This window comes from Arcobacter sp. L (assembly GCF_000284235.1).
In the GTDB taxonomy this organism is placed as follows: domain Bacteria; phylum Campylobacterota; class Campylobacteria; order Campylobacterales; family Arcobacteraceae; genus Aliarcobacter; species Aliarcobacter defluvii.
Map to the genome: position 1 here is coordinate 52,658 of NC_017192.1, position 18,202 is coordinate 70,859.

22 protein-coding genes are annotated in these 18,202 nt (G+C 28.4%); 17 read left to right on the top strand and 5 right to left on the bottom strand.

Features of this window, described 5'->3' with window-relative positions:
- Window positions 1-46: 46 nt before the first annotated feature.
- On the bottom strand, window positions 47-874 hold the full coding sequence (locus ABLL_RS00305; protein ID WP_014472777.1) for a LysR family transcriptional regulator: 828 nt from the start codon (window positions 872-874) through the stop codon (window positions 47-49).
- A gap of 97 nt (window positions 875-971) precedes the next feature.
- On the opposite strand from ABLL_RS00305, the gene ABLL_RS00310 reads away from it, so the two are divergent.
- Together ABLL_RS00310 and ABLL_RS00315 are read left to right on the top strand one after the other, a co-directional pair.
- Entirely contained in the window at window positions 972-2,150 is a 1,179-nt protein-coding gene (locus ABLL_RS00310) for a YbfB/YjiJ family MFS transporter (protein ID WP_014472778.1), read from the top strand.
- An 8-nt stretch (window positions 2,151-2,158) separates the two neighbouring features.
- A complete protein-coding gene (locus ABLL_RS00315) occupies window positions 2,159-2,776 on the top strand; it encodes a LysE family translocator (protein WP_014472779.1) in 618 nt (205 codons plus the stop codon).
- On the opposite strand, the gene ABLL_RS00320 is transcribed toward ABLL_RS00315, so the two are convergent.
- Complete coding sequence (locus tag ABLL_RS00320) at window positions 2,771-2,992, bottom strand: hypothetical protein (protein ID WP_129011439.1); 222 nt, start codon at window positions 2,990-2,992, stop codon at window positions 2,771-2,773. The genes ABLL_RS00315 and ABLL_RS00320 overlap by 6 nt on opposite strands.
- Window positions 2,993-3,060: 68 nt before the next feature.
- Between ABLL_RS00320 and nifB the strand changes: the two genes are divergently transcribed.
- From nifB to ABLL_RS00375, 11 genes are all read left to right on the top strand, one after another.
- Entirely contained in the window at window positions 3,061-4,509 is a 1,449-nt protein-coding gene (gene nifB, locus ABLL_RS00325; RefSeq protein ID WP_041654602.1) for a nitrogenase cofactor biosynthesis protein NifB, read from the top strand.
- A 13-nt stretch (window positions 4,510-4,522) separates the two neighbouring features.
- A complete protein-coding gene (locus ABLL_RS00330) occupies window positions 4,523-4,813 on the top strand; it encodes a hypothetical protein (RefSeq protein ID WP_014472781.1) in 291 nt (96 codons plus the stop codon).
- A gap of 70 nt (window positions 4,814-4,883) precedes the next feature.
- Window positions 4,884-5,105, top strand: coding sequence for an addiction module protein (locus ABLL_RS00335; protein ID WP_014472782.1), 222 nt, complete (start codon window positions 4,884-4,886; stop codon window positions 5,103-5,105).
- A 1-nt stretch (window position 5,106) separates the two neighbouring features.
- A complete protein-coding gene (locus ABLL_RS00340) occupies window positions 5,107-5,415 on the top strand; it encodes a hypothetical protein (RefSeq protein WP_014472783.1) in 309 nt (102 codons plus the stop codon).
- Window positions 5,416-5,442: 27 nt separating this feature from the next.
- Window positions 5,443-5,907 (top strand): hypothetical protein, encoded by a 465-nt coding sequence (locus ABLL_RS00345; RefSeq protein WP_014472784.1) that lies wholly within the window; start codon window positions 5,443-5,445, stop codon window positions 5,905-5,907.
- A gap of 216 nt (window positions 5,908-6,123) precedes the next feature.
- On the top strand, window positions 6,124-7,239 hold the full coding sequence (nifV, locus tag ABLL_RS00350; RefSeq protein WP_014472785.1) for a homocitrate synthase: 1,116 nt from the start codon (window positions 6,124-6,126) through the stop codon (window positions 7,237-7,239).
- Window positions 7,221-8,027 (top strand): hypothetical protein, encoded by an 807-nt coding sequence (locus ABLL_RS00355; protein ID WP_014472786.1) that lies wholly within the window; start codon window positions 7,221-7,223, stop codon window positions 8,025-8,027. Before nifV ends, ABLL_RS00355 begins: the two co-directional genes overlap by 19 nt.
- A 9-nt stretch (window positions 8,028-8,036) precedes the next feature.
- Window positions 8,037-8,246 carry a CCE_0567 family metalloprotein gene (locus ABLL_RS00360; protein ID WP_014472787.1) on the top strand — a complete coding sequence of 70 codons (210 nt, stop codon included), beginning with the start codon at window positions 8,037-8,039 and terminating at the stop codon, window positions 8,244-8,246.
- A gap of 10 nt (window positions 8,247-8,256) precedes the next feature.
- Window positions 8,257-8,499 (top strand): hypothetical protein, encoded by a 243-nt coding sequence (locus tag ABLL_RS00365; RefSeq protein ID WP_014472788.1) that lies wholly within the window; start codon window positions 8,257-8,259, stop codon window positions 8,497-8,499.
- 3 nt (window positions 8,500-8,502) lie between these two features.
- Complete coding sequence (locus ABLL_RS00370; RefSeq protein ID WP_014472789.1) at window positions 8,503-9,501, top strand: leucine-rich repeat domain-containing protein; 999 nt, start codon at window positions 8,503-8,505, stop codon at window positions 9,499-9,501.
- 9 nt (window positions 9,502-9,510) lie between these two features.
- On the top strand, window positions 9,511-9,954 hold the full coding sequence (locus tag ABLL_RS00375; protein WP_014472790.1) for a nitrogen fixation protein NifQ: 444 nt from the start codon (window positions 9,511-9,513) through the stop codon (window positions 9,952-9,954).
- A gap of 2 nt (window positions 9,955-9,956) precedes the next feature.
- Here the strand turns inward: ABLL_RS00375 and ABLL_RS00380 are convergent, their stop codons facing one another.
- From ABLL_RS00380 to ABLL_RS00390, 3 genes are all read right to left on the bottom strand, one after another.
- Window positions 9,957-11,219, bottom strand: a complete 1,263-nt coding sequence (locus tag ABLL_RS00380; protein ID WP_014472791.1) for a methyl-accepting chemotaxis protein — start codon at window positions 11,217-11,219, stop codon at window positions 9,957-9,959.
- Window positions 11,220-11,227: 8 nt separating this feature from the next.
- The gene (locus ABLL_RS00385; RefSeq protein WP_050989837.1) at window positions 11,228-11,620 is read right to left on the bottom strand and encodes a PAS domain-containing protein; all 393 of its coding nucleotides are present in this window, start codon (window positions 11,618-11,620) and stop codon (window positions 11,228-11,230) included.
- A 219-nt stretch (window positions 11,621-11,839) separates the two neighbouring features.
- Window positions 11,840-12,736: an RluA family pseudouridine synthase gene (locus ABLL_RS00390; protein WP_014472793.1), complete on the bottom strand. Its 897-nt coding sequence runs from the start codon at window positions 12,734-12,736 to the stop codon at window positions 11,840-11,842.
- A 148-nt stretch (window positions 12,737-12,884) separates the two neighbouring features.
- On the opposite strand from ABLL_RS00390, the gene purB reads away from it, so the two are divergent.
- The 4 genes from purB (at window position 12,885) to ABLL_RS14580 (ending at window position 18,202) form a co-directional block, all read left to right on the top strand.
- On the top strand, window positions 12,885-14,213 hold the full coding sequence (gene purB / locus ABLL_RS00395) for an adenylosuccinate lyase (protein WP_014472794.1): 1,329 nt from the start codon (window positions 12,885-12,887) through the stop codon (window positions 14,211-14,213).
- A gap of 14 nt (window positions 14,214-14,227) precedes the next feature.
- The gene (locus ABLL_RS00400) at window positions 14,228-16,612 is read left to right on the top strand and encodes a ribonucleoside-diphosphate reductase subunit alpha (RefSeq protein ID WP_014472795.1); all 2,385 of its coding nucleotides are present in this window, start codon (window positions 14,228-14,230) and stop codon (window positions 16,610-16,612) included.
- Between the two features lie 59 nt (window positions 16,613-16,671).
- Window positions 16,672-17,691, top strand: a complete 1,020-nt coding sequence (locus ABLL_RS00405; RefSeq protein ID WP_014472796.1) for a ribonucleotide-diphosphate reductase subunit beta — start codon at window positions 16,672-16,674, stop codon at window positions 17,689-17,691.
- Between the two features lie 127 nt (window positions 17,692-17,818).
- Complete coding sequence (locus ABLL_RS14580) at window positions 17,819-18,202, top strand: hypothetical protein (RefSeq protein ID WP_014472797.1); 384 nt, start codon at window positions 17,819-17,821, stop codon at window positions 18,200-18,202.

Genomic DNA, 18,202 nt, shown 5'->3' on the forward strand with positions numbered 1-18,202 from the left:
AACTTTACAGGGGTTTAACTAAAACGATACTCATCGCTTATTAATTTTACAACTCCATATCTTTTAAATATTCACTAATTTTGGGAATATAATCTTTTCTACAAACTAAACAAGTTGGGATATTTGCCTCTTTTTTTGGTAAAACAGTGATTTTAATATCTTTATCATAACCCATTTTTTTTACAATACTTGTAGGAAGTAAACTTTTTCCCATTCCCACTTTTATACAAGAAAGAATAGTTTCTAAACTTCCAAAGCATAGAGATTTTTCTACAAAAATATCTTTTTGTTTATAATAATCTCTTAAAAATTCATCATAAACACAACCCTCTTTGAAAGTTAGAGTTACATTTGGAGTGTTGTTTTCTTGTGGTTCTAAAATGGCTATCTCTTCTTCATATTTTTTTAAAATCATTAGAGAATCATTTTTAGGTTCACCACTAATAAAAGCAATATCAATTTTATAATCTAATATCAATTGCATAATATCTTTAGTTGTTCCCGTAAAAAGTTCTAGTTGCATTTTTGGAAAATCTTTGTGAAGTTGTATTAAAAAAGGAGAGATTCTAACAACAGCATTACACTCAGTTGAGCCAACTTTTAAATGACTCATTTGTTCATCTTGATTTAAACTTGATATTGCATTTTCCATCTTACTTATTATTTCTAAAGCTTGTGGATAAAATTTTTCACCTGAAGGTGTTAAAATCACACCTTTTGGAACTCTATAAAATAGTTCAAGTCCTAAAATCTTTTCAAGTTGTTTTATTCTTGAAGTTACGTTTGATTGGGCACATTTTAGTTCATTTGAAGCAAGAGAAATACTTTTTTTATTTGCAACACTAACAAAAACTTTTAATAAATTCATATCCATATCATTTTCCCTTATATCACCTATCATTATTGATTATTTGACACTAGATAACCTTTAGTGATATGATACCGTAACTTAACAGACGAAGGCTTTAAACATGAATAGACTTTTAAATAAAGATGATAATTTATCCATCTTAATCGCTGGTATATTTGCAATTATTGTTGGTATTGGAGTTGCAAGATTTGCCTTTACTTCTTTAATACCTTCAATGTTGCAGGATTATTTAGATATTACTTTTGCAGGAATTTTAGCTTCACTAAATTTTGCAGGGTATTTAACAGGTTCAATTTTATCTGTATTTATAAAAGATATAAATCAAAAAGTAGTATTGTTTAGAATTGGGTTAGTTTTAGCAATACTTACAACTTTTGTTTTAGGATTTAGTACAAATGAAACATATTGGATAATTGCAAGAATAATAGCTGGATTTGCAGGTGCCATGGCTTTGGTAGTTGGTTCTGCTATTGTTATGACAAAATTGAAAATAGAGAGTAAAACTAAAGCGATGGGGATACACTTTAGTGGTATTGGATTTTCTATTTTAACTACAGATTTAATAAATAGATATATTTTAAGTAGTGGTGGAACTTGGCAAGAATCTTGGAAGATTTTGGCTATTTTTGGAGCAATTTTATCAATTTATTCGATTTATATCTTATCATTTGATAAAGAAGTAAAACAAAATGTGGTAAAACACAAATTTGATATCTCAATATTTACAATATTTGTTATTTTATTGATTATGGCATACTTTACAGAAGGTGTTGGTTTTGTTGTTCAAGGAACATTTTTGCCTGATATTATAAATAATCTTCCAGGACTTGCAGGTTATGGAAATTTAACTTGGACTTTAGTAGGACTTGCTGGAATTCCTTCTTGTATTATTTGGATGAGATTAGCTCACAAATATGGAAGTATAAATATAATTATTATTGCTTTATTGATTCAAATGGTAGGTATCTTAATACCAACATTTACAAATAATATCTATTTGAATCTTTTAAGTGGTATTTTTTATGGTGGAACTTTTATTGGTTTAGTTGCCCTTTTTATGAATCTTGGTGGGCAACTTGCAAAACATAATCCAGTTGTTTTAATGGGAGCTTTAACTACTTCTTATGGAATTGGACAAGTTATTGCTCCACTTTATAGTGTATATTTGATTGAAAAATTTGGTAATTATGATTATGCTTTATATCTAACTGCTTTTATAGTTTTTGGAGGAGTATTATTACTTTTTATTGCCAAAAAATTTGAAACGGAAAAAATTTAGGAATTTTATTGGAACAGTATTTAAACGAATTTGTATTTTTAGCTAGTGCAATTTTTTTGGCTCTTATGAGTCCAGGACCTGATTTTATGGTTACTTTAAAACAAAGTATAAATCATGAAAGAAAATATGCAATTATAAGTAGTTTTGGTATAAGTATAGGAATAGTTTTCCACTTAGCTTATACGATTTTAGGTTTTTCTTTTATAATAAAAGTTTTTCCAATGTTCTTAGATATTATAAGATACATTGGAGCTACTTATTTAATATACATAGGATATAAAAGTTTTAAATCTTCTCACATAAAAATTGAAAAAGATAATCAAAAAAAGATGACTATCAAAAAAGCTTTTATGTTAGGATTTTTTTGTAATGTTTTTAATCCCAAAGCAACAATGTTTTTTTTATCTATATTTTCAATCATTGTAAATGAATCAACACCTATGTATGTTCAACTTTTATTTGGTCTTTTTTGTGTTATAGCAAATTTTGTTTGGTATTCTTTAATTGCTCTTTTTCTTACTAGAAAAAAGAGTATTGAACTTTTTGATAAATATTCAAATATTATAAATAAAGTTATAGGAGCTATTTTAATATTTTTTGGTTTTTATTTTATTCTCTCATCATGATAAGTCACTTAAATTAGAAACTTTGTAAATTATATCTTTTAACTCATTTAATTTTTTTATTACTGCATCATTACAAGGTTTATCTAATTTGTATCTTGCTTCTATAAAGTCATAAATATTATCTATATTTCCATATATCTCTTTTAATAACTCTTTTTTTATCTCTTCTTGAACTCTCATAATATCTTCCTTATTTGATATGGATTTTATATGCATTTTTTATTCCTATTTTTTGTATGGAACATTAAATGCATTGTGTTGATAAATCAAATAAGGAGTTATCTATGAGTTGTTCGTGTACTTCAAGTAGTTCTCAAGAATCAATCCAAGAAGATATAATGGCAAAAATTAATAATCATCCATGTTATAGTGAAGGTGCTCACCAACACTATGCAAGGATTCATGTTGCCGTTGCACCTGCTTGTAATATTCAATGTAACTACTGTAATAGAAAATATGATTGTTCAAATGAGAGTAGACCAGGTGTTACTAGTAGTAAATTATCACCAGAAGAAGCAGTTAAGAAGATTTTATATGTTGGTGGTGAAATTCAACAACTTTCTGTTGTAGGAATTGCAGGACCTGGTGATGCATTAGCAAATCCTGAAAAAACTTTTAAAACATTTAAAATGCTATATGAAAAAGCACCAGATTTAAAAATGTGTTTATCAACAAATGGACTTATGTTACCAGATTATATTGATCAAATCCAAAAATATAATGTTGACCACGTAACGGTTACTATCAATTCTGTTGATGAAACTGGTGAAGTTGGTTCAAAAATTTATCCATGGATTTTATGGAATCACAAAAAAGTATTTGGAAAAGAAGCAGCAAAAATCCTTTTACAAAGACAACTTGAGGGAATCAAGATGTTAACTGAAAGAGGAATTTTAGTAAAAGCTAACTCTGTTTTAATTCCAGGTGTTAATGACCAAGAATTACCAAATGTTGCTAAAAAATTAAAAGAATTAGGTGTATTCTTACATAATATCATGCCTTTATTATCAAAACCTGAATTTGGTACATATTATGGACTAAATGGGCAAGCAAGTGCAACTGACCAAGAAGTTATGGCTGCTCAAGAAGCTTGTGGAATGGATATGAAATTAATGTCACACTGTAGACAATGTAGAGCTGATGCTGTTGGTCTAATTGGTGAAGATAGAGGTGAAGAGTTCACTAAAGATTCATTTGTAAAAATGGATTGGGAAGAATTAACTAAAAAATATGATATCAATGCACGAGCTGCAAAACATCAAGTTATAGAAAACTGGAGAGCTGCACTAGAAATTGCAAATGAAAAAATCAAAATTGCACAAGCTAGCAAAGAGCAATTAAGTTCAACAGGTGAGACTAAACTTGTAGCTGTTACAACTGCTGGTGAGGGAACTATCAACTTACACTTTGGTAATGCTAAAGAGTTCCTAATCTATGAAGCTGGAGACAAAGCTATCAAATTTGTAATGCACAGAAAAGTTGAAAATCCATATTGTAAAGGACCTGAAGATTGTGATGGTTCTTATCCAATTGAAGAGATTAAAAATACACTAAAAGATGTTGATATTTTATTAACAGAAAAAATTGGTGGTTGTCCAATGGATGAATTAAAATCAATTAACTTGATTTGTGATGATTCTTATGCACTTCAACCAATTGAAAAATCAGTATTTGCAGCAGTTCAAAAATATTTTTATTCAGATACTGCAAAATCTGAAAAAGAGTTAGGGTAAAACCTAACTTTTTATGTCAATGAAGAACAAACCTACAGTCATACTTTTAAAAGGAAATGGTCCAGTTTCTATAAATAATGAATTAATGGAATTAATCACAATAACTACCTCTCATGGATTTATTGGTTTTCCTCTAAAACAACTTCGTGCACAAAAAGTTGTTGTTTTAAATGATTATGACAAATTCTTAACAATTGAAAAAGAAATCACAACAAAACCTTGCTGTTTTATATTTTCTTACGACGAATTACAATCAAAAGATTTTGACCTTATTAAATCAGAAGAGTTAGAAATTTTAAAATAATTTTTAACTCTTTATAGCAAATTTTGCTCCAAAATGTTAGAATCAGTTAACTTTTTATAAGGATTTGAAAATGACTAAAATCATGAATAGAGTTTTACAAGATATACAAATATTGTCTTTAAATGAAAAAAACGATTTAATGAAAATTCTTATTGCATCTATGGATGAAAATCATGATAATGATTCTGATAAATTTTGGGCAGATATAGCTAAAAATAGATTTGAAGAAATAGAATCAAAAAAAGTTCAAACTCTAAATTGGAATCAAATAAAACAACAAGTTTTATCTTAAAATGAAACCCTTATCTTTTCACCCTGAAATAGCAATAGATATTAAAGGCTCATATAATTGGTATGAAAAGCAACTTGAGGGATTAGGAAAAGAGTTTTTATATGAGCTAGAAAATGGTTTTGAAGCTATTCAAAACTTTCCAAATGCGTGGGCTAATTATCAATATGATTTTAAAAGATATATCCTAAATAAATTCCCTTTTTCCATAATATACAAAGAAGCAAATGAAGAAATATTTATAATTGTAGTTATGCATAACAGTAGAAAACCAAACTATTGGGCAGATAGAATATTTTTAGTTGAAGAATAAATCATAAAATACTTTTTTGATGTGCTAGTGTATAGATTATCTGAGCAAGAATATTATTTAGAAGAAAAAAATCACTCTAAAAAACTTTATGAATACATTTATACAAGAATTGATGGTACTAAGCGGAATCCATTAGTTTCATATGAAAAATTTTATGAAGAATCATCAATATTTCGTGATATGTGGAGATATAATGAAATTATTGGATATATAAGACTTTATATTTTAGGTACTCAAATTAGAGGTGAATATTTTCAACATAAATCAAAAAGAATTGTAAAAACTAGAAAGAAGTCATTTATTTATATAACACATAAATTAGTATCAGAGATTAATATTATGAATCAAACAAATGATGAAATTTATAATTCAATCTTACAATATCTAGAAAGATGTGAAAAAGAATTAGAAAAAAAATATATTGATATTGTAAGCTTTAAAAGCATAGGACAATATGTTAATTGGAATAAACTTATCGATGATAATAAATAATCTTAATCAGTAGAAAACTAGTCAATAATCTTTTTTATTTCTTTATTCTTCGTTTTTCATTCATAATCTAGTTTGGGAATGTATATTTAATATACTTTAGTCAATATCTCAATATCAATCAATACTTTTATATCTACTTTAACAAATCTTTTCCAATAATTCTCACTTCGGAACACTATTTGCAAATAAATTAATATCGAAATTAAAGGTTAGTATATGTCAATAATTAATGATACAACTTTAAGAGATGGTGAACAAACGCCATACGTAGCATTTAACACAAAAGAAAAGTTACAAATAGCACAACTTCTTTATGAAGCTGGAGCTGATGAACTAGAAGTTGGGATTCCTGCTATGGGTAAAAAAGAACAAGATGATTTAAAAGAGATTCTGGCACTTAATTTACCTATTCAAATAATGAGCTGGAATAGAGCTACATTGAGCGATTTGGATGAATCATTGAAGTGTGGACTTAAAGCTGTGGATTTATCAATCCCTGTATCAGATATATTAATTGACGTGAAATTTAATGGCGATAAAAACAGGTTGTTAAAACAACTTGAAAAAGTAGTTGTACAAGCTAAAAAAGAGAATCTATTTGTTTGTATTGGTGGAGAAGATTCAAGTAGAGCAAATCTAGATTTCCTAAAAGAGATTATGACTTTAGGAAAAGAGCTAGGGGCAAATCGATTTAGATATTGTGATACTGTTGGTATTTTAACACCAAACACGACATACGAAAACATAAAAAATTTAAGTTCTGCTAATTTATTAGACATCGAAATGCATACACATAATGACTTTGGGATGGGGACTGCAAATGCCATAGCTGGTTATGAAGCAGGAGCTATCAGCGCGAACACCACTGTTATTGGCATAGGCGAAAGAGCTGGTAATGCGTCATTTGAACAAGTTTTAATGTCACTTGTTCGATTACTTGAAGTGAAAAAAGAGATTAATTCAAACGCTCTAAAATCTTTGATAAAAACAGTAAGTAGCGCATCAAATAGAAGAGTTGATGCTAATTTACCCATTATCGGAAAAAATATATTCTGTCATGAATCTGGAATTCATGTAAATGGTATGATGAAATCAAAAGCTGCATATGAACCTTTTAATCCAGACGAAGTTGGATTAAAAAGAGAGTTTCCTATAGGAAAACACTCAGGAAGTTCTACTTTGGTTTATCATCTACAATCATTAGGTATTGAGCCTAATATGGAAATCGTACAAAAAATACTTCCAAAAGTTCGAGAAATTGTAACTAATAGAAAAAAAGTATTAAGTACAAAAGAATTAAAAGAGTTATACCTATGTTCATTGGATATTTGAAAAGTGATTTTGAAGAGAATTTAGAAGAGTTATTTACTCAAAATCCTCTTTTAGACATATCGTTGTTAAAACAAACATATACAGTTTTTCCTGAATACTGCTTTGCTGCTTATGAAAAAGCAGAAATTGTTGGGATATTAAGTGCTTATGTTTTTGAAAAGTATGTTTATGTAAATGTATTTGAAGTTCTAGAAAAATATGAAGATGTATTTACTAGATTGATTTCACTTTTATTAAAAAATATACCAAATGAAAATGTTGTTCTCTTAGTTGAAAATAAAAAATGTATAAAATTAATTGAATTAGGTTTTAAAGAGTTTTGTAATTTCTCAAGAATGACTCATTCTGGTGAGGCAGTTGCTTTTAATTTTTCAAATTCAACTGCAAAACAAGTAAGTGGTGAGTTTTATGACGAAGTTTCAAAAAGAATTGATAAAAAAGTTTTTCATCAAAATAGAGAAGATTACATAAAAAAAGATTGTGTTTTCTCAAATTCTTTAAAACTTTCTACAATGCATGGATTTTTACACTCTTATGTTGTAAATAAAAGATTTATCAAGATCTCTCCATGGCTTATGGATAGTGAAGCTTTTATTGATGCAGAAAAACTTCTTCGAGGAGTTTTATATTATAGAGGATTAAAAAAGATTTATGCATATGCACCGTCAAATGAAAAAGAGATTATTGAACTTTACCAAAGCTATAAGTTTAAAATCGATGGAGATTTTAAACTTATGTATTTGACTGAATTGCCAGATATAAAACTTGAAAACCTATATGGATTATAAGGAGATAAAATGGAACCAACTCACGAAGAGCAAAAAGAACTAAAGAAAGAGTTAGCAAAATACAAAAGAAAAGTGGTTGAACTTGCTGGTGAAGTACATGATATAGTTGAAGATAGAATCTGGACAGATTATGTAAATTTACCTAAATTAAGTGAAGAGATAAACCTTGCTATGAAAGAGGTCCTTGATTTTCAAGAACTACATCCATATTTAAAATAAGTAGTATACCATGGAAAAATTAGAAGATAAAGTCATTTGTGAGTGCGGTGAAAAAACTGTTGCCCAAGCTATAGAAATCTTCAAACATACTGATTTGCCATATAAAAAAGCAAAAAAACTCGTAACAGGTTGTAATCAAACCTGTTGTAGAAGACCTTTAATGGCATTGTTTAATATGGTTGAATTTGGTGAAATCGACTATGAAGAGATAGCTTTTTTAATTGATGCAAAAAATGATAGGTTAAAGGATTAAGCTATGGGAAGTGATATTGAAAACTTCGTTAAATGGATTAGAGCAAATGATTTAACTCCAATAATGTCAACGCATAGTGATGATTTGGAGTTTTTAACACATCTTGATTTATCAAAAAGAAATCTTAAAGATTTACCTGAATCTATAGGCGTTTTAAAAAATCTTAATGTTTTAAAACTATCAAATAATAGAATCAGAAAACTTCCAAAAGCAATTGGAGAGTTAAAAAAACTTAGAAATTTACAATGTGAAAATAATTTGATTGAAGAACTTCCTGAAACTATAGGTGATTTAGAAAATCTAATGATTTTAAATCTAAATGTAAACAGAATAAAAGTTTTACCAAAAGGATTTTATAAACTAGATTCACTCACAAGATTGACTCTTGCTTCAAACAGAATTGAAAGATTAGATTCAGAGTTTAAAAACTTATCAAAGCTTTTATATTTATCTTTAGAAACAAATGAATTAGAAGAGTTGCCTGTTGATATCTTTGAATTGATGAAACAACTTTATTATTTAGATTTATCTTTTAATCATCTTAATTATTTACCATCTTCTTTATCAAAAATTAAAGAGTTAGAAACTTTACTTTTAGAAGGGAACACTATAAAAGAATTGCCATCTTTAGAGAGTCATGATATGCTTTTGAAACTTGATTTAAGTGATAATAATTTAGAAAGTTTAGATTTTGATATTAGTAAATTAGAAGATTTGAAAATTCTTAGACTTGATAATAATCTTTTAACATCAATTCCTAATGAAATTTGTAATTTACAAAATCTTATGAGTTTAAGTGTTAGTTCAAATAAATTAAAAATTCTTCCTGAAAATATAGGAAATATCAATACTCTTCATGAGCTGGATGTGGAAGATAATGAGCTTGAAACTTTACCAAAATCAATAGAAGAGTTAGAAAATCTAAAAGAGTTGTATATAGATAATAACAAAAATCTTAAGAAACCAGAAAAATTAGAATTAGAATTTTGTGATGTCAAGTAGGAGAAGAAGATGAGAGATTTAGTATTAATGGAAAAACAAATTTTACAATTGTTACAATTTCATGCAAATGATGATTATGCAAAAGATGAACTAGCTCCATTAATTGCTAAAACATCTTTAGAATTAGGACATTTGTATTCAGATTTGGGATTAGCAAGCAGAAAAGAGATGGGAGAACTTATGTCAAAAAATTTCACATCTTTAGCAAATTTAAAACCAGAAGATATTAGATGGAAAAAATATTTATATGATTGTATAGGAAAAACAGCACCTGCATGTGCCACTTGTGGAGATATTTCAAACTGTTTTAACTGCACTTTAAATCCAGAAAAAAAAGAGAATAAAGAAATCCTTTTACCTCAGAGATTTGTCTCGGGTAATAAGGATTTAGTTATTTTAGTCTCTTTTGAGGTAACTATTATCTTAATGTCTTTTTTTCTAATTTATGAGTAAAATTATAAGTTATCTTTAGGATGCACAGAATCTTTCCCAACAAATGCTTTTTCATTTGCATTTGCAACAATTAATTTTGATATTTTATCTGTAACAAGAGTTGCTTCATAAGATTCATTTGCAATTGTTGCATTTAATTGAGTTTGTCTATCTAAAAGATTTATTGAATCATTTATTTGCTCAATTCCTAATAATTGTTCTTTTGATGCATTCTGAATATCATTAATTATACTTGTTGTTGAAGAAATATTTTCACTTAATTCTTTATAACCTTCTATCATATTATTAGCAATATTTTTTCCATTATTAGCTTTTAGTGTAGCATTTTCAACTATTTTTTTAATCTCTTTAGCTGCATCAGCGCTTCTATTTGCCAAATTTCTTACTTCTTGTGCAACAACTGCAAATCCTTTTCCTGCTTCACCTGCTGTTGCTGCTTCAACAGCAGCATTTAGTGAAAGAATATTTGTTTGAAAAGCTATTTGATCAATTACAGTTATTGCTTCATTTATTGAATTAACTTCAGTATTTATCTCTTCCATAGCAATTGTCGTTTTATTTGCTAATGCTTCACCATTATTTGAAACAAGAATTAACTCTTTTGATAATTCTGTCATTTTAGATATTTTATCAGTTGTATTTCTTATATTGCTTGTAATCTCTTCTAATGCAGCAGCAGATTCTTCTAATGATGCTGCTGTTTGATTTGAGCTTTTATTTAGCTTATCAATATTTTCAAGTAAGATTTCTGATTTTATATCTAAAGTTAAACCATTAGATTTATTTTCAATTAACATAGTAGTAATTGTTTTTCTTAAATCATTTACTCCATCAACAAGCATTTTAAATTCACCTTGAAGATGTGGCATTTCGATTTTTTTTACGTAATTATGATTTGAGTAATCTTTTAGTGTTTGAAGAATAGTTTCTATTATAACTCGTAGATTTTCTACTAAAGTGTTATATGTGTTTGATATATAGTTTAATTTTTCATTTGATGTTTCTACATGATGAATTTCATCATCAATGTTTCCATCTGCTAATTTCTCAGATATCAGCATTATTTCGCCAAATACTTTTAACTCTTCTTCATTTTTTAATTTTAAAGAGTTATTTATTTTTTCTATTTTATTCTTTATTTGTTCGTTAAATCCTGTACAAGTACCAGTTATTTCAGGTAGAGAGTTTATTTTATTATTTATAAATAAATCAATGTTATCAAGAGCTTCTAATATGTCAATATTACCTTTATTTGAAAAAAACATAAAGCTCCTTATTTCATTGTTCTATAAAGCATTTCGGCTTTTTTTATTTCTTCTTTTGTAGGTTTTACTCTAACAGAAATGTAACGAATCTCCCCATTTCTAGTTTTTGATGGATACGCAGTTGCATTTACCCAATAATATCCACCATTTTTTGTACTATTTTTAACTATTCCATTCCAAATCTTACCTGCTTTTACTGTTTTCCATAAATCTTCAAAAGCAGCTTTTGGCATATCTTGATGTCTTACCATACTATGAGGATTTCCAATTAATTCTTCTTTTGTGTAGCCTGCAATTATGCAAAAGTCACTGTTTGCGTAAGTTATTATCCCTTTTTCATTTGTTTCAGAAACAATCATCGTTTTTTTATTTAGTTCAATTTCTCTATTTTTCAAATGCATCTCTCTTCTTTAACAGTTAAATTTTATTAGTGATTTTAATATTTTTCCCTTAAAAAATGATAAATATTTATTTTTAATAATATTTGATAAAAATTATTAATATATATTAAATCAATGAATGAAGGTTCACATAGGCGATTATATCTATGATGTGTATTTTTCTTAAATAATAAAATAATCTTTTTGTGTAAAGCTAATTTATAATAAAAATTTATATCACTAAAATAGAAATTCTTTATATAAATCTCTATTTTTTGAGAAGATTTTATAAGTAACATTTTTATATTCAAATTCTAAATAATTTGCATGAAGCCATAAACGATTTGATTTTGTTACAGTAAATCTATCTTCTTCACTCAAAGTTTTATTTAGATAGTTTTCTGCATTTTCATCATCAACTCCATAAATTGGGTCACCTAAAATCGTATGACCAATTGAGTGAAGATGAACTCTAATTTGATGTTGTCTTCCAGTTAGTGGTAAAGCTTCAATTAGTGTTAAATCTTTTTCTTTATTATATTTGATAGGTTTTATAATTGTTATTGATTCTTTGCCTTTATCACAAACCATCATTCTAACCCCAATAGCTTTTCCTTCTCTATCAAGTCCTTTATTAATTGTTATCTCTTCTTTTAATTCACCTTGAACAATTGCTAAATAAGATTTATGATATTTTTTCTCTTGAAACATCTCTTTTAAATCAATCTCACTTTGTTTATTTTTTCCTACAATTACAAGCCCAGATGTTTCTGCATCAATTCTATGTATTAAATTTGCATTTTCTCCAAAATGGTAACGAATTTCATCAAGTAAAGAGTAAGGAGTATTTTTTGAAATAGGATGAACCATAAGATTTGTAGGTTTATCAAATATGGCAAAATCTTTGAACTCTAAAAGAGGCTTTAATCCTTTTGTCATTCCCTCAAAAACAGCAATATAGATATAATCAGTAGGTATAACGTCTCCTGTATTTATTGTATTCATATTTTCATCAAAAATTCTTCCTTTTGATGTTAGTCTTTGCCCTACTTTTGGGTCTAATCCTAAATTCTGAATTAAAAATATTTGTATTTTTTTATCTTTAATTGCTTTATGTTTTCTTAATGTAAATGGCAAATTTTTTTCCTATGTTTTTTTTCAAATTCTATTATTTTTTATTAGATTTTTTAATTTTAGATTTTGTCTTTTTAGATACAATATCATACTAAAATTAATGAAAATTTTTAATAAAATTTATAGAAAATATGATTACAAGGGACATTAGATGGTTGAAAGATACGCAAGAGAAGAAATGGCAAAGAATTGGACGCAACATGCAAGATATGCAGCATGGCTTGAAGTTGAAAAGGCTGCTGTAAAAGCTTGGAATAAATTAGGACTTATTCCAGATTCTGATTGTGAGAAAATTGTAAAAAATGCAACTTTTTCAGTTGAAAGAATCGAAGAAATCGAAGCTATTACAAAACATGATTTAATTGCTTTTAATACAAGTGTATCTGAATCATTAGGTGATGAATCAAGATGGTTCCATTATGGTATGACTTCATCAGATGCTGTTGATACAGGTGTTGCACTTCAAATGAGAGACTCTTTAAAAATTATTATTGAAGATGTAAAAATGTTGATGGAATCTATCAAAAAAAGAGCATTTGAACACAAAATGACTCTAATGGTAGGTAGAAGCCATGGTATTCATGGTGAGCCAATTACTTTTGGTTTAACATTAGCTGTTTGGTATGATGAAGTTGCAAGGCACTTAAAAAATTTAGAAGAAACTATGGATGTTATTGCAGTTGGACAAATTTCAGGAGCTATGGGTAACTTTGCTCACGCACCACTTGAACTTGAAGAGTATGCGATGGCAGAACTTGGTCTTAAACCAGAACCTTGTTCAAATCAAGTAATTCACAGAGATAGATATGCTAGACTTGCTACGGCTTTAGCACTTTTAGCATCTTCTGTTGAAAAATTTGCAGTTCAAGTAAGACATTTACAAAGAACAGAAGTTTACGAAGCTGAAGAGTATTTTGCAAAAGGGCAAAAAGGGTCTTCTGCAATGCCACATAAAAGAAACCCAATATTAACTGAAAATATTACAGGACTTGCAAGAATGATAAGAGCATATGCAATTCCTGCTATGGAAAATGTTGCACTTTGGCATGAAAGAGATATTTCTCACTCTTCAACTGAAAGATTTTGGTTACCAGATGCTTTTATCACAACTGATTTTATGTTACACAGAATGAATAGCGTTATTGCAAATCTTACAGTTATGCCTGAAAATATGATGAAAAACTTAAACTTAACTGGTGGATTAGTATTCTCTCAAAGAGTTTTATTAGAACTTCCACTTGCTGGTGTAAGTAGAGAAGATGCTTATAGAATTGTTCAAAGAAATGCTATGAAAGTTTGGGAAGAGATTCAAAAAGGAAAACCAACTACAAATGAAAAAGGTGAATCTTTATATCTTCAATATCTATTAGGTGATGAAGAGTTAAGAGCATCATTAAGTGAAGAGCAAATTAGAGAGTGTTTTAACTTTGATTATTACACAAAAAATGTAGACGCTATTTTTAATAGAGTTTTTAAATAATAAGGTAGTATTTTATGGGAATTATGATTCAAAAAAGAAATGGTCGTAAAGAAGTTTTAGATATTACTAAAATTCAAAAAATGACTGTAGAGGCAACAGCTGATTTAGATGGTGTTAGTCAAAGTGAGTTAGAGCTTGATGCTCAAATCAAATTTATTGATGGTATGAGTAGTTCAGATATTCAAGATGCTTTAATAAAAACAGCAGTTGAAAAAATAGATATAGATGTTCCAAACTGGACATTTGTAGCTGCTAGATTATTTGTATTTGATTTATACCATAGGGTTGGAAAAGTAACTCATGGTATTAAAGGTGAGCCATATTGCCATTTAAGAGATTATCTAAGATATGGTAAAGAAGCTGGAAGATTAATTCCAAGTTTGGGTGAAGGTTATGATTTAGAAGACTTAAATGCATATATTAAACCTGAAAGAGACTTTTTATTTAACTACCTAGGTATTAAAACTTTATACGATAGATATTTAATCAAAAATAGAAATGCAGAGCCAATAGAACTTCCTCAACAAATGTTTATGGCAATTGCAATGTTCTTAGCTCAAGATGAAAAAAATAAACAACAATGTGCAAAACAATTTTATGATGTTATTTCTAAATTTGAAGTAATGCTTGCAACTCCAACATTATCAAATGCTAGAACAAATAGACATCAATTATCATCTTGTTATATTGGGTCAAGTCCTGATAACATAGAAGGTATTTTTGATGGATACAAAGAGATGGCACTTCTATCTAAATATGGTGGAGGAATTGGTTGGGATTGGAACCAAATCAGAGCTTTAGGTGGAGTTATTGATGACCACAAAAGTGCTGCTGGTGGAACTGTACCATTTTTAAAAATTACAAATGATATTGCAATTGCTGTTGACCAATTAGGTACAAGAAAAGGTGCAATTGCTGTTTATATGGAACCATGGCATATGGACATTGTAGATTTTGTTGATTTAAAGAAAAACTCTGGTGAAGAAAGAAGACGTGCTCACGATTTATTCCCAGCTCTTTGGATTACAGATTTATTTATGGAAAGAGTTTTAGAAGATTCTCATTGGACTTTGTTTGATCCTTATGAAGTTAAAGATTTAAGTGAATGTTATGGTGATGAGTTCAAAGCAAAATATATTGCTTATGAAAATGATGAATCTATCACAAAAGATAGAATGAAAGCTAAAGATTTATGGAAAAAAATCTTAACTTCATATTTTGAAGTTGGAAGTCCATTTTTATGTTTCAAAGACAATGCAAATAGAGCAAATCCAAATTCACACGTGGGACACATCAGAAGCTCAAATCTTTGTACAGAGATTTTCCAAAATACAAATCCTAACTACTACAAAATCAGATTAGAGTTTGTAGATGGTTCTGTTCAAACTTTTGATGAAGAAGATTTAGTATTAGTTGATGGTGGAATTACTAAAAAAGCAAACAAAGTTTCTGCACTTGATAGTATCAATGGAAAAAGAGTATTTATAGTTGAGAAAGAAAAAATTGATGGAGATACAGCTGTTTGTAACCTAGCTTCTGTAAATCTTTCAAGAATAAATACAAAAGAAGACATCGAAAGAGTAGTTCCAATTGCTATTAGAATGCTTGATAATGTAATAGATTTAAACTTCTATCCACTTAAAAAAGTAAAAGTAACAAACCTAAAATCAAGAAGTATTGGTCTTGGTGTTATGGGTGAAGCTGAAATGTTAGCTGAATATAAACTAGCTTGGGGTTCAAATGAACACTTCAAAAAAATTGACCAAGTTATGGAAGCAATTTCATATAACGCAATTAAATCAAGTTCAGATTTAGCAATTGAAAAAGGTATTTATCCAACATTTGAAGGTTCAAAATGGTCTTTAGGAATTATGCCTCATGATCATGCACCACAAGCTGTAAATGCACTTGTAGATAAAGACTTATTTGATACTTCTTATGATTGGGATGTATTAAGAGAAAAAGTTAAAAAAGATGGTATGCGAAATGGTTACTTAATGGCTGTTGCTCCTACTTCATCTATTTCAATTTTAGTTGGAACTACACAAGCAATTGAGCCAGTTTACAAAAGAAAATGGTTTGAAGAGAATTTATCAGGATTAATCCCTGTTGTTGTACCAAAATTATCACCTGAAACTTGGGCATATTATACACCTGCATTTGAAATTGATCAATTACAAGTTATTAAAGCAGCTGCAATTAGACAAAAATGGATAGACCAAGGGCAATCAACAAATATTTTTATGAGTTTAGATAAAGCAAGTGGGAAATATTTACATGAAATCTATACATTAGCTTGGAAGCTCGGACTTAAATCAACATATTATTTAAGAAGCCAAAGTCCAGAAGCAAAAAATGATGTAGAAGATAGAAGTATGGAGTGTGCAGGTTGTCAATAAGATAACCTCATTTCATAAAATAGATTTGAATAAAATATTGAAAATATAGAGGACTACTAATGGAAAGAAAAACTAATTATAACCCTGATTCTAAAGAGAGCTTAAATGATAGAAGAGTTTTTGGTGGAAATAGTGATGGAATGATCAATTTCACAAAAATGAAATATCAATGGGCGTTGAATCTTTGGGATACAATGGAAGCAAATACTTGGTTTCCAAGAGAAGTTCAGATGACAGGTGATGCAAAGGATTATAAGTTTTTAACACCAGCTGAAAAAAGAATGTATGATTTAGTTTTAAGTCAGCTTATTTTTATGGATTCATTACAAACAAATAATTTGATGGATAATATAAATCCATATATAACTGCACCTGAAATAAATGCTTGTTTAGCAAGACAATCTTATGAAGAAGCGAATCATAGTAAATCTTATGCGGTTATGGTTGAGTCTATTTCAGATAATACAGATTTGATTTATGATATGTGGAAAAATGATGCAAAATTGAGAGAAAAAAACAAGTATATTGCAGATGTTTATAAAAATCTTTCAGGTGAAATCACTGATGAAAAGATTGTTTTAGCACTTTTTGCAAATCAGATTTTAGAAGGTTTATATTTTTATGCAGGATTTGCAGCTATTTATGCCCTTGGAAAATCAGGAAAAATGCTTGGGTCTTCACAAATGATTAGATTTATCCAAAGAGATGAAGTGACTCACCTTTTACTTTTCCAAAATATGATAAATAGTGTTAGAAAAGAAAGACCTGACTTATTCACACAAGAGTTAGAAGAAACTGTAAGAGCAATGTTTAGAAAAGCGGTAGAGCTTGAAGCATCTTGGGGAGCGTATATCACTCAAGGACAAATTCTTGGATTTACAGATGGAATAATCAAACAATATATTCAATATTTAGCAGATAGAAGACTTGAAGCTGTTGGATATAAACCAGAATACAATGTAAAACACCCTATTCCATGGGTTGATGGTTATGCAAGTTTTAATGACCAAAGAACGAATTTCTTCGAAGGGAATGTAGTAAACTACTCAAAAGGTTCTATTGACTTCGACGATTTTTAATAGTTCTTTTACCCAATCTCAGCGTTGGAGCAATTTTTTTACTCAGTCACATACTGCTTGTATGCTCCCTCGCAAAAAAATCACCCCGCCTTGACCTTGAATAAAATAACTATTAAAAAGGATTTTTATGGCTTCTAAAGAAAAAAACTCATCAAAATTAAATTTTTTAAATCTGATATTAGGTTTTGCAATATTTTTATTTATTGCTTTATTAGTATTTTATTTTTTTAATATATTCGATTTAGATACTACAAAAAAAGCTGATTGGGGAACATTTGGAGATTTCATAGGTGGAACTTTAAATCCAATTTTTGCTTTATTTAGCTTATTTGCAATAATTTATACAATTAAAATACAGACTGAAGAATTAGAGTTATCAAGAGAAGAGTTAAGAGAAACAAAGGAAGAATTAAAAGAATCACGTATTGCACAACAAGAACAGAGTGAATCTTTAAAACTTCAGAATGAAGCTACAAAATTACAAATGTTTGAGAATACTTTTTTAAATTAG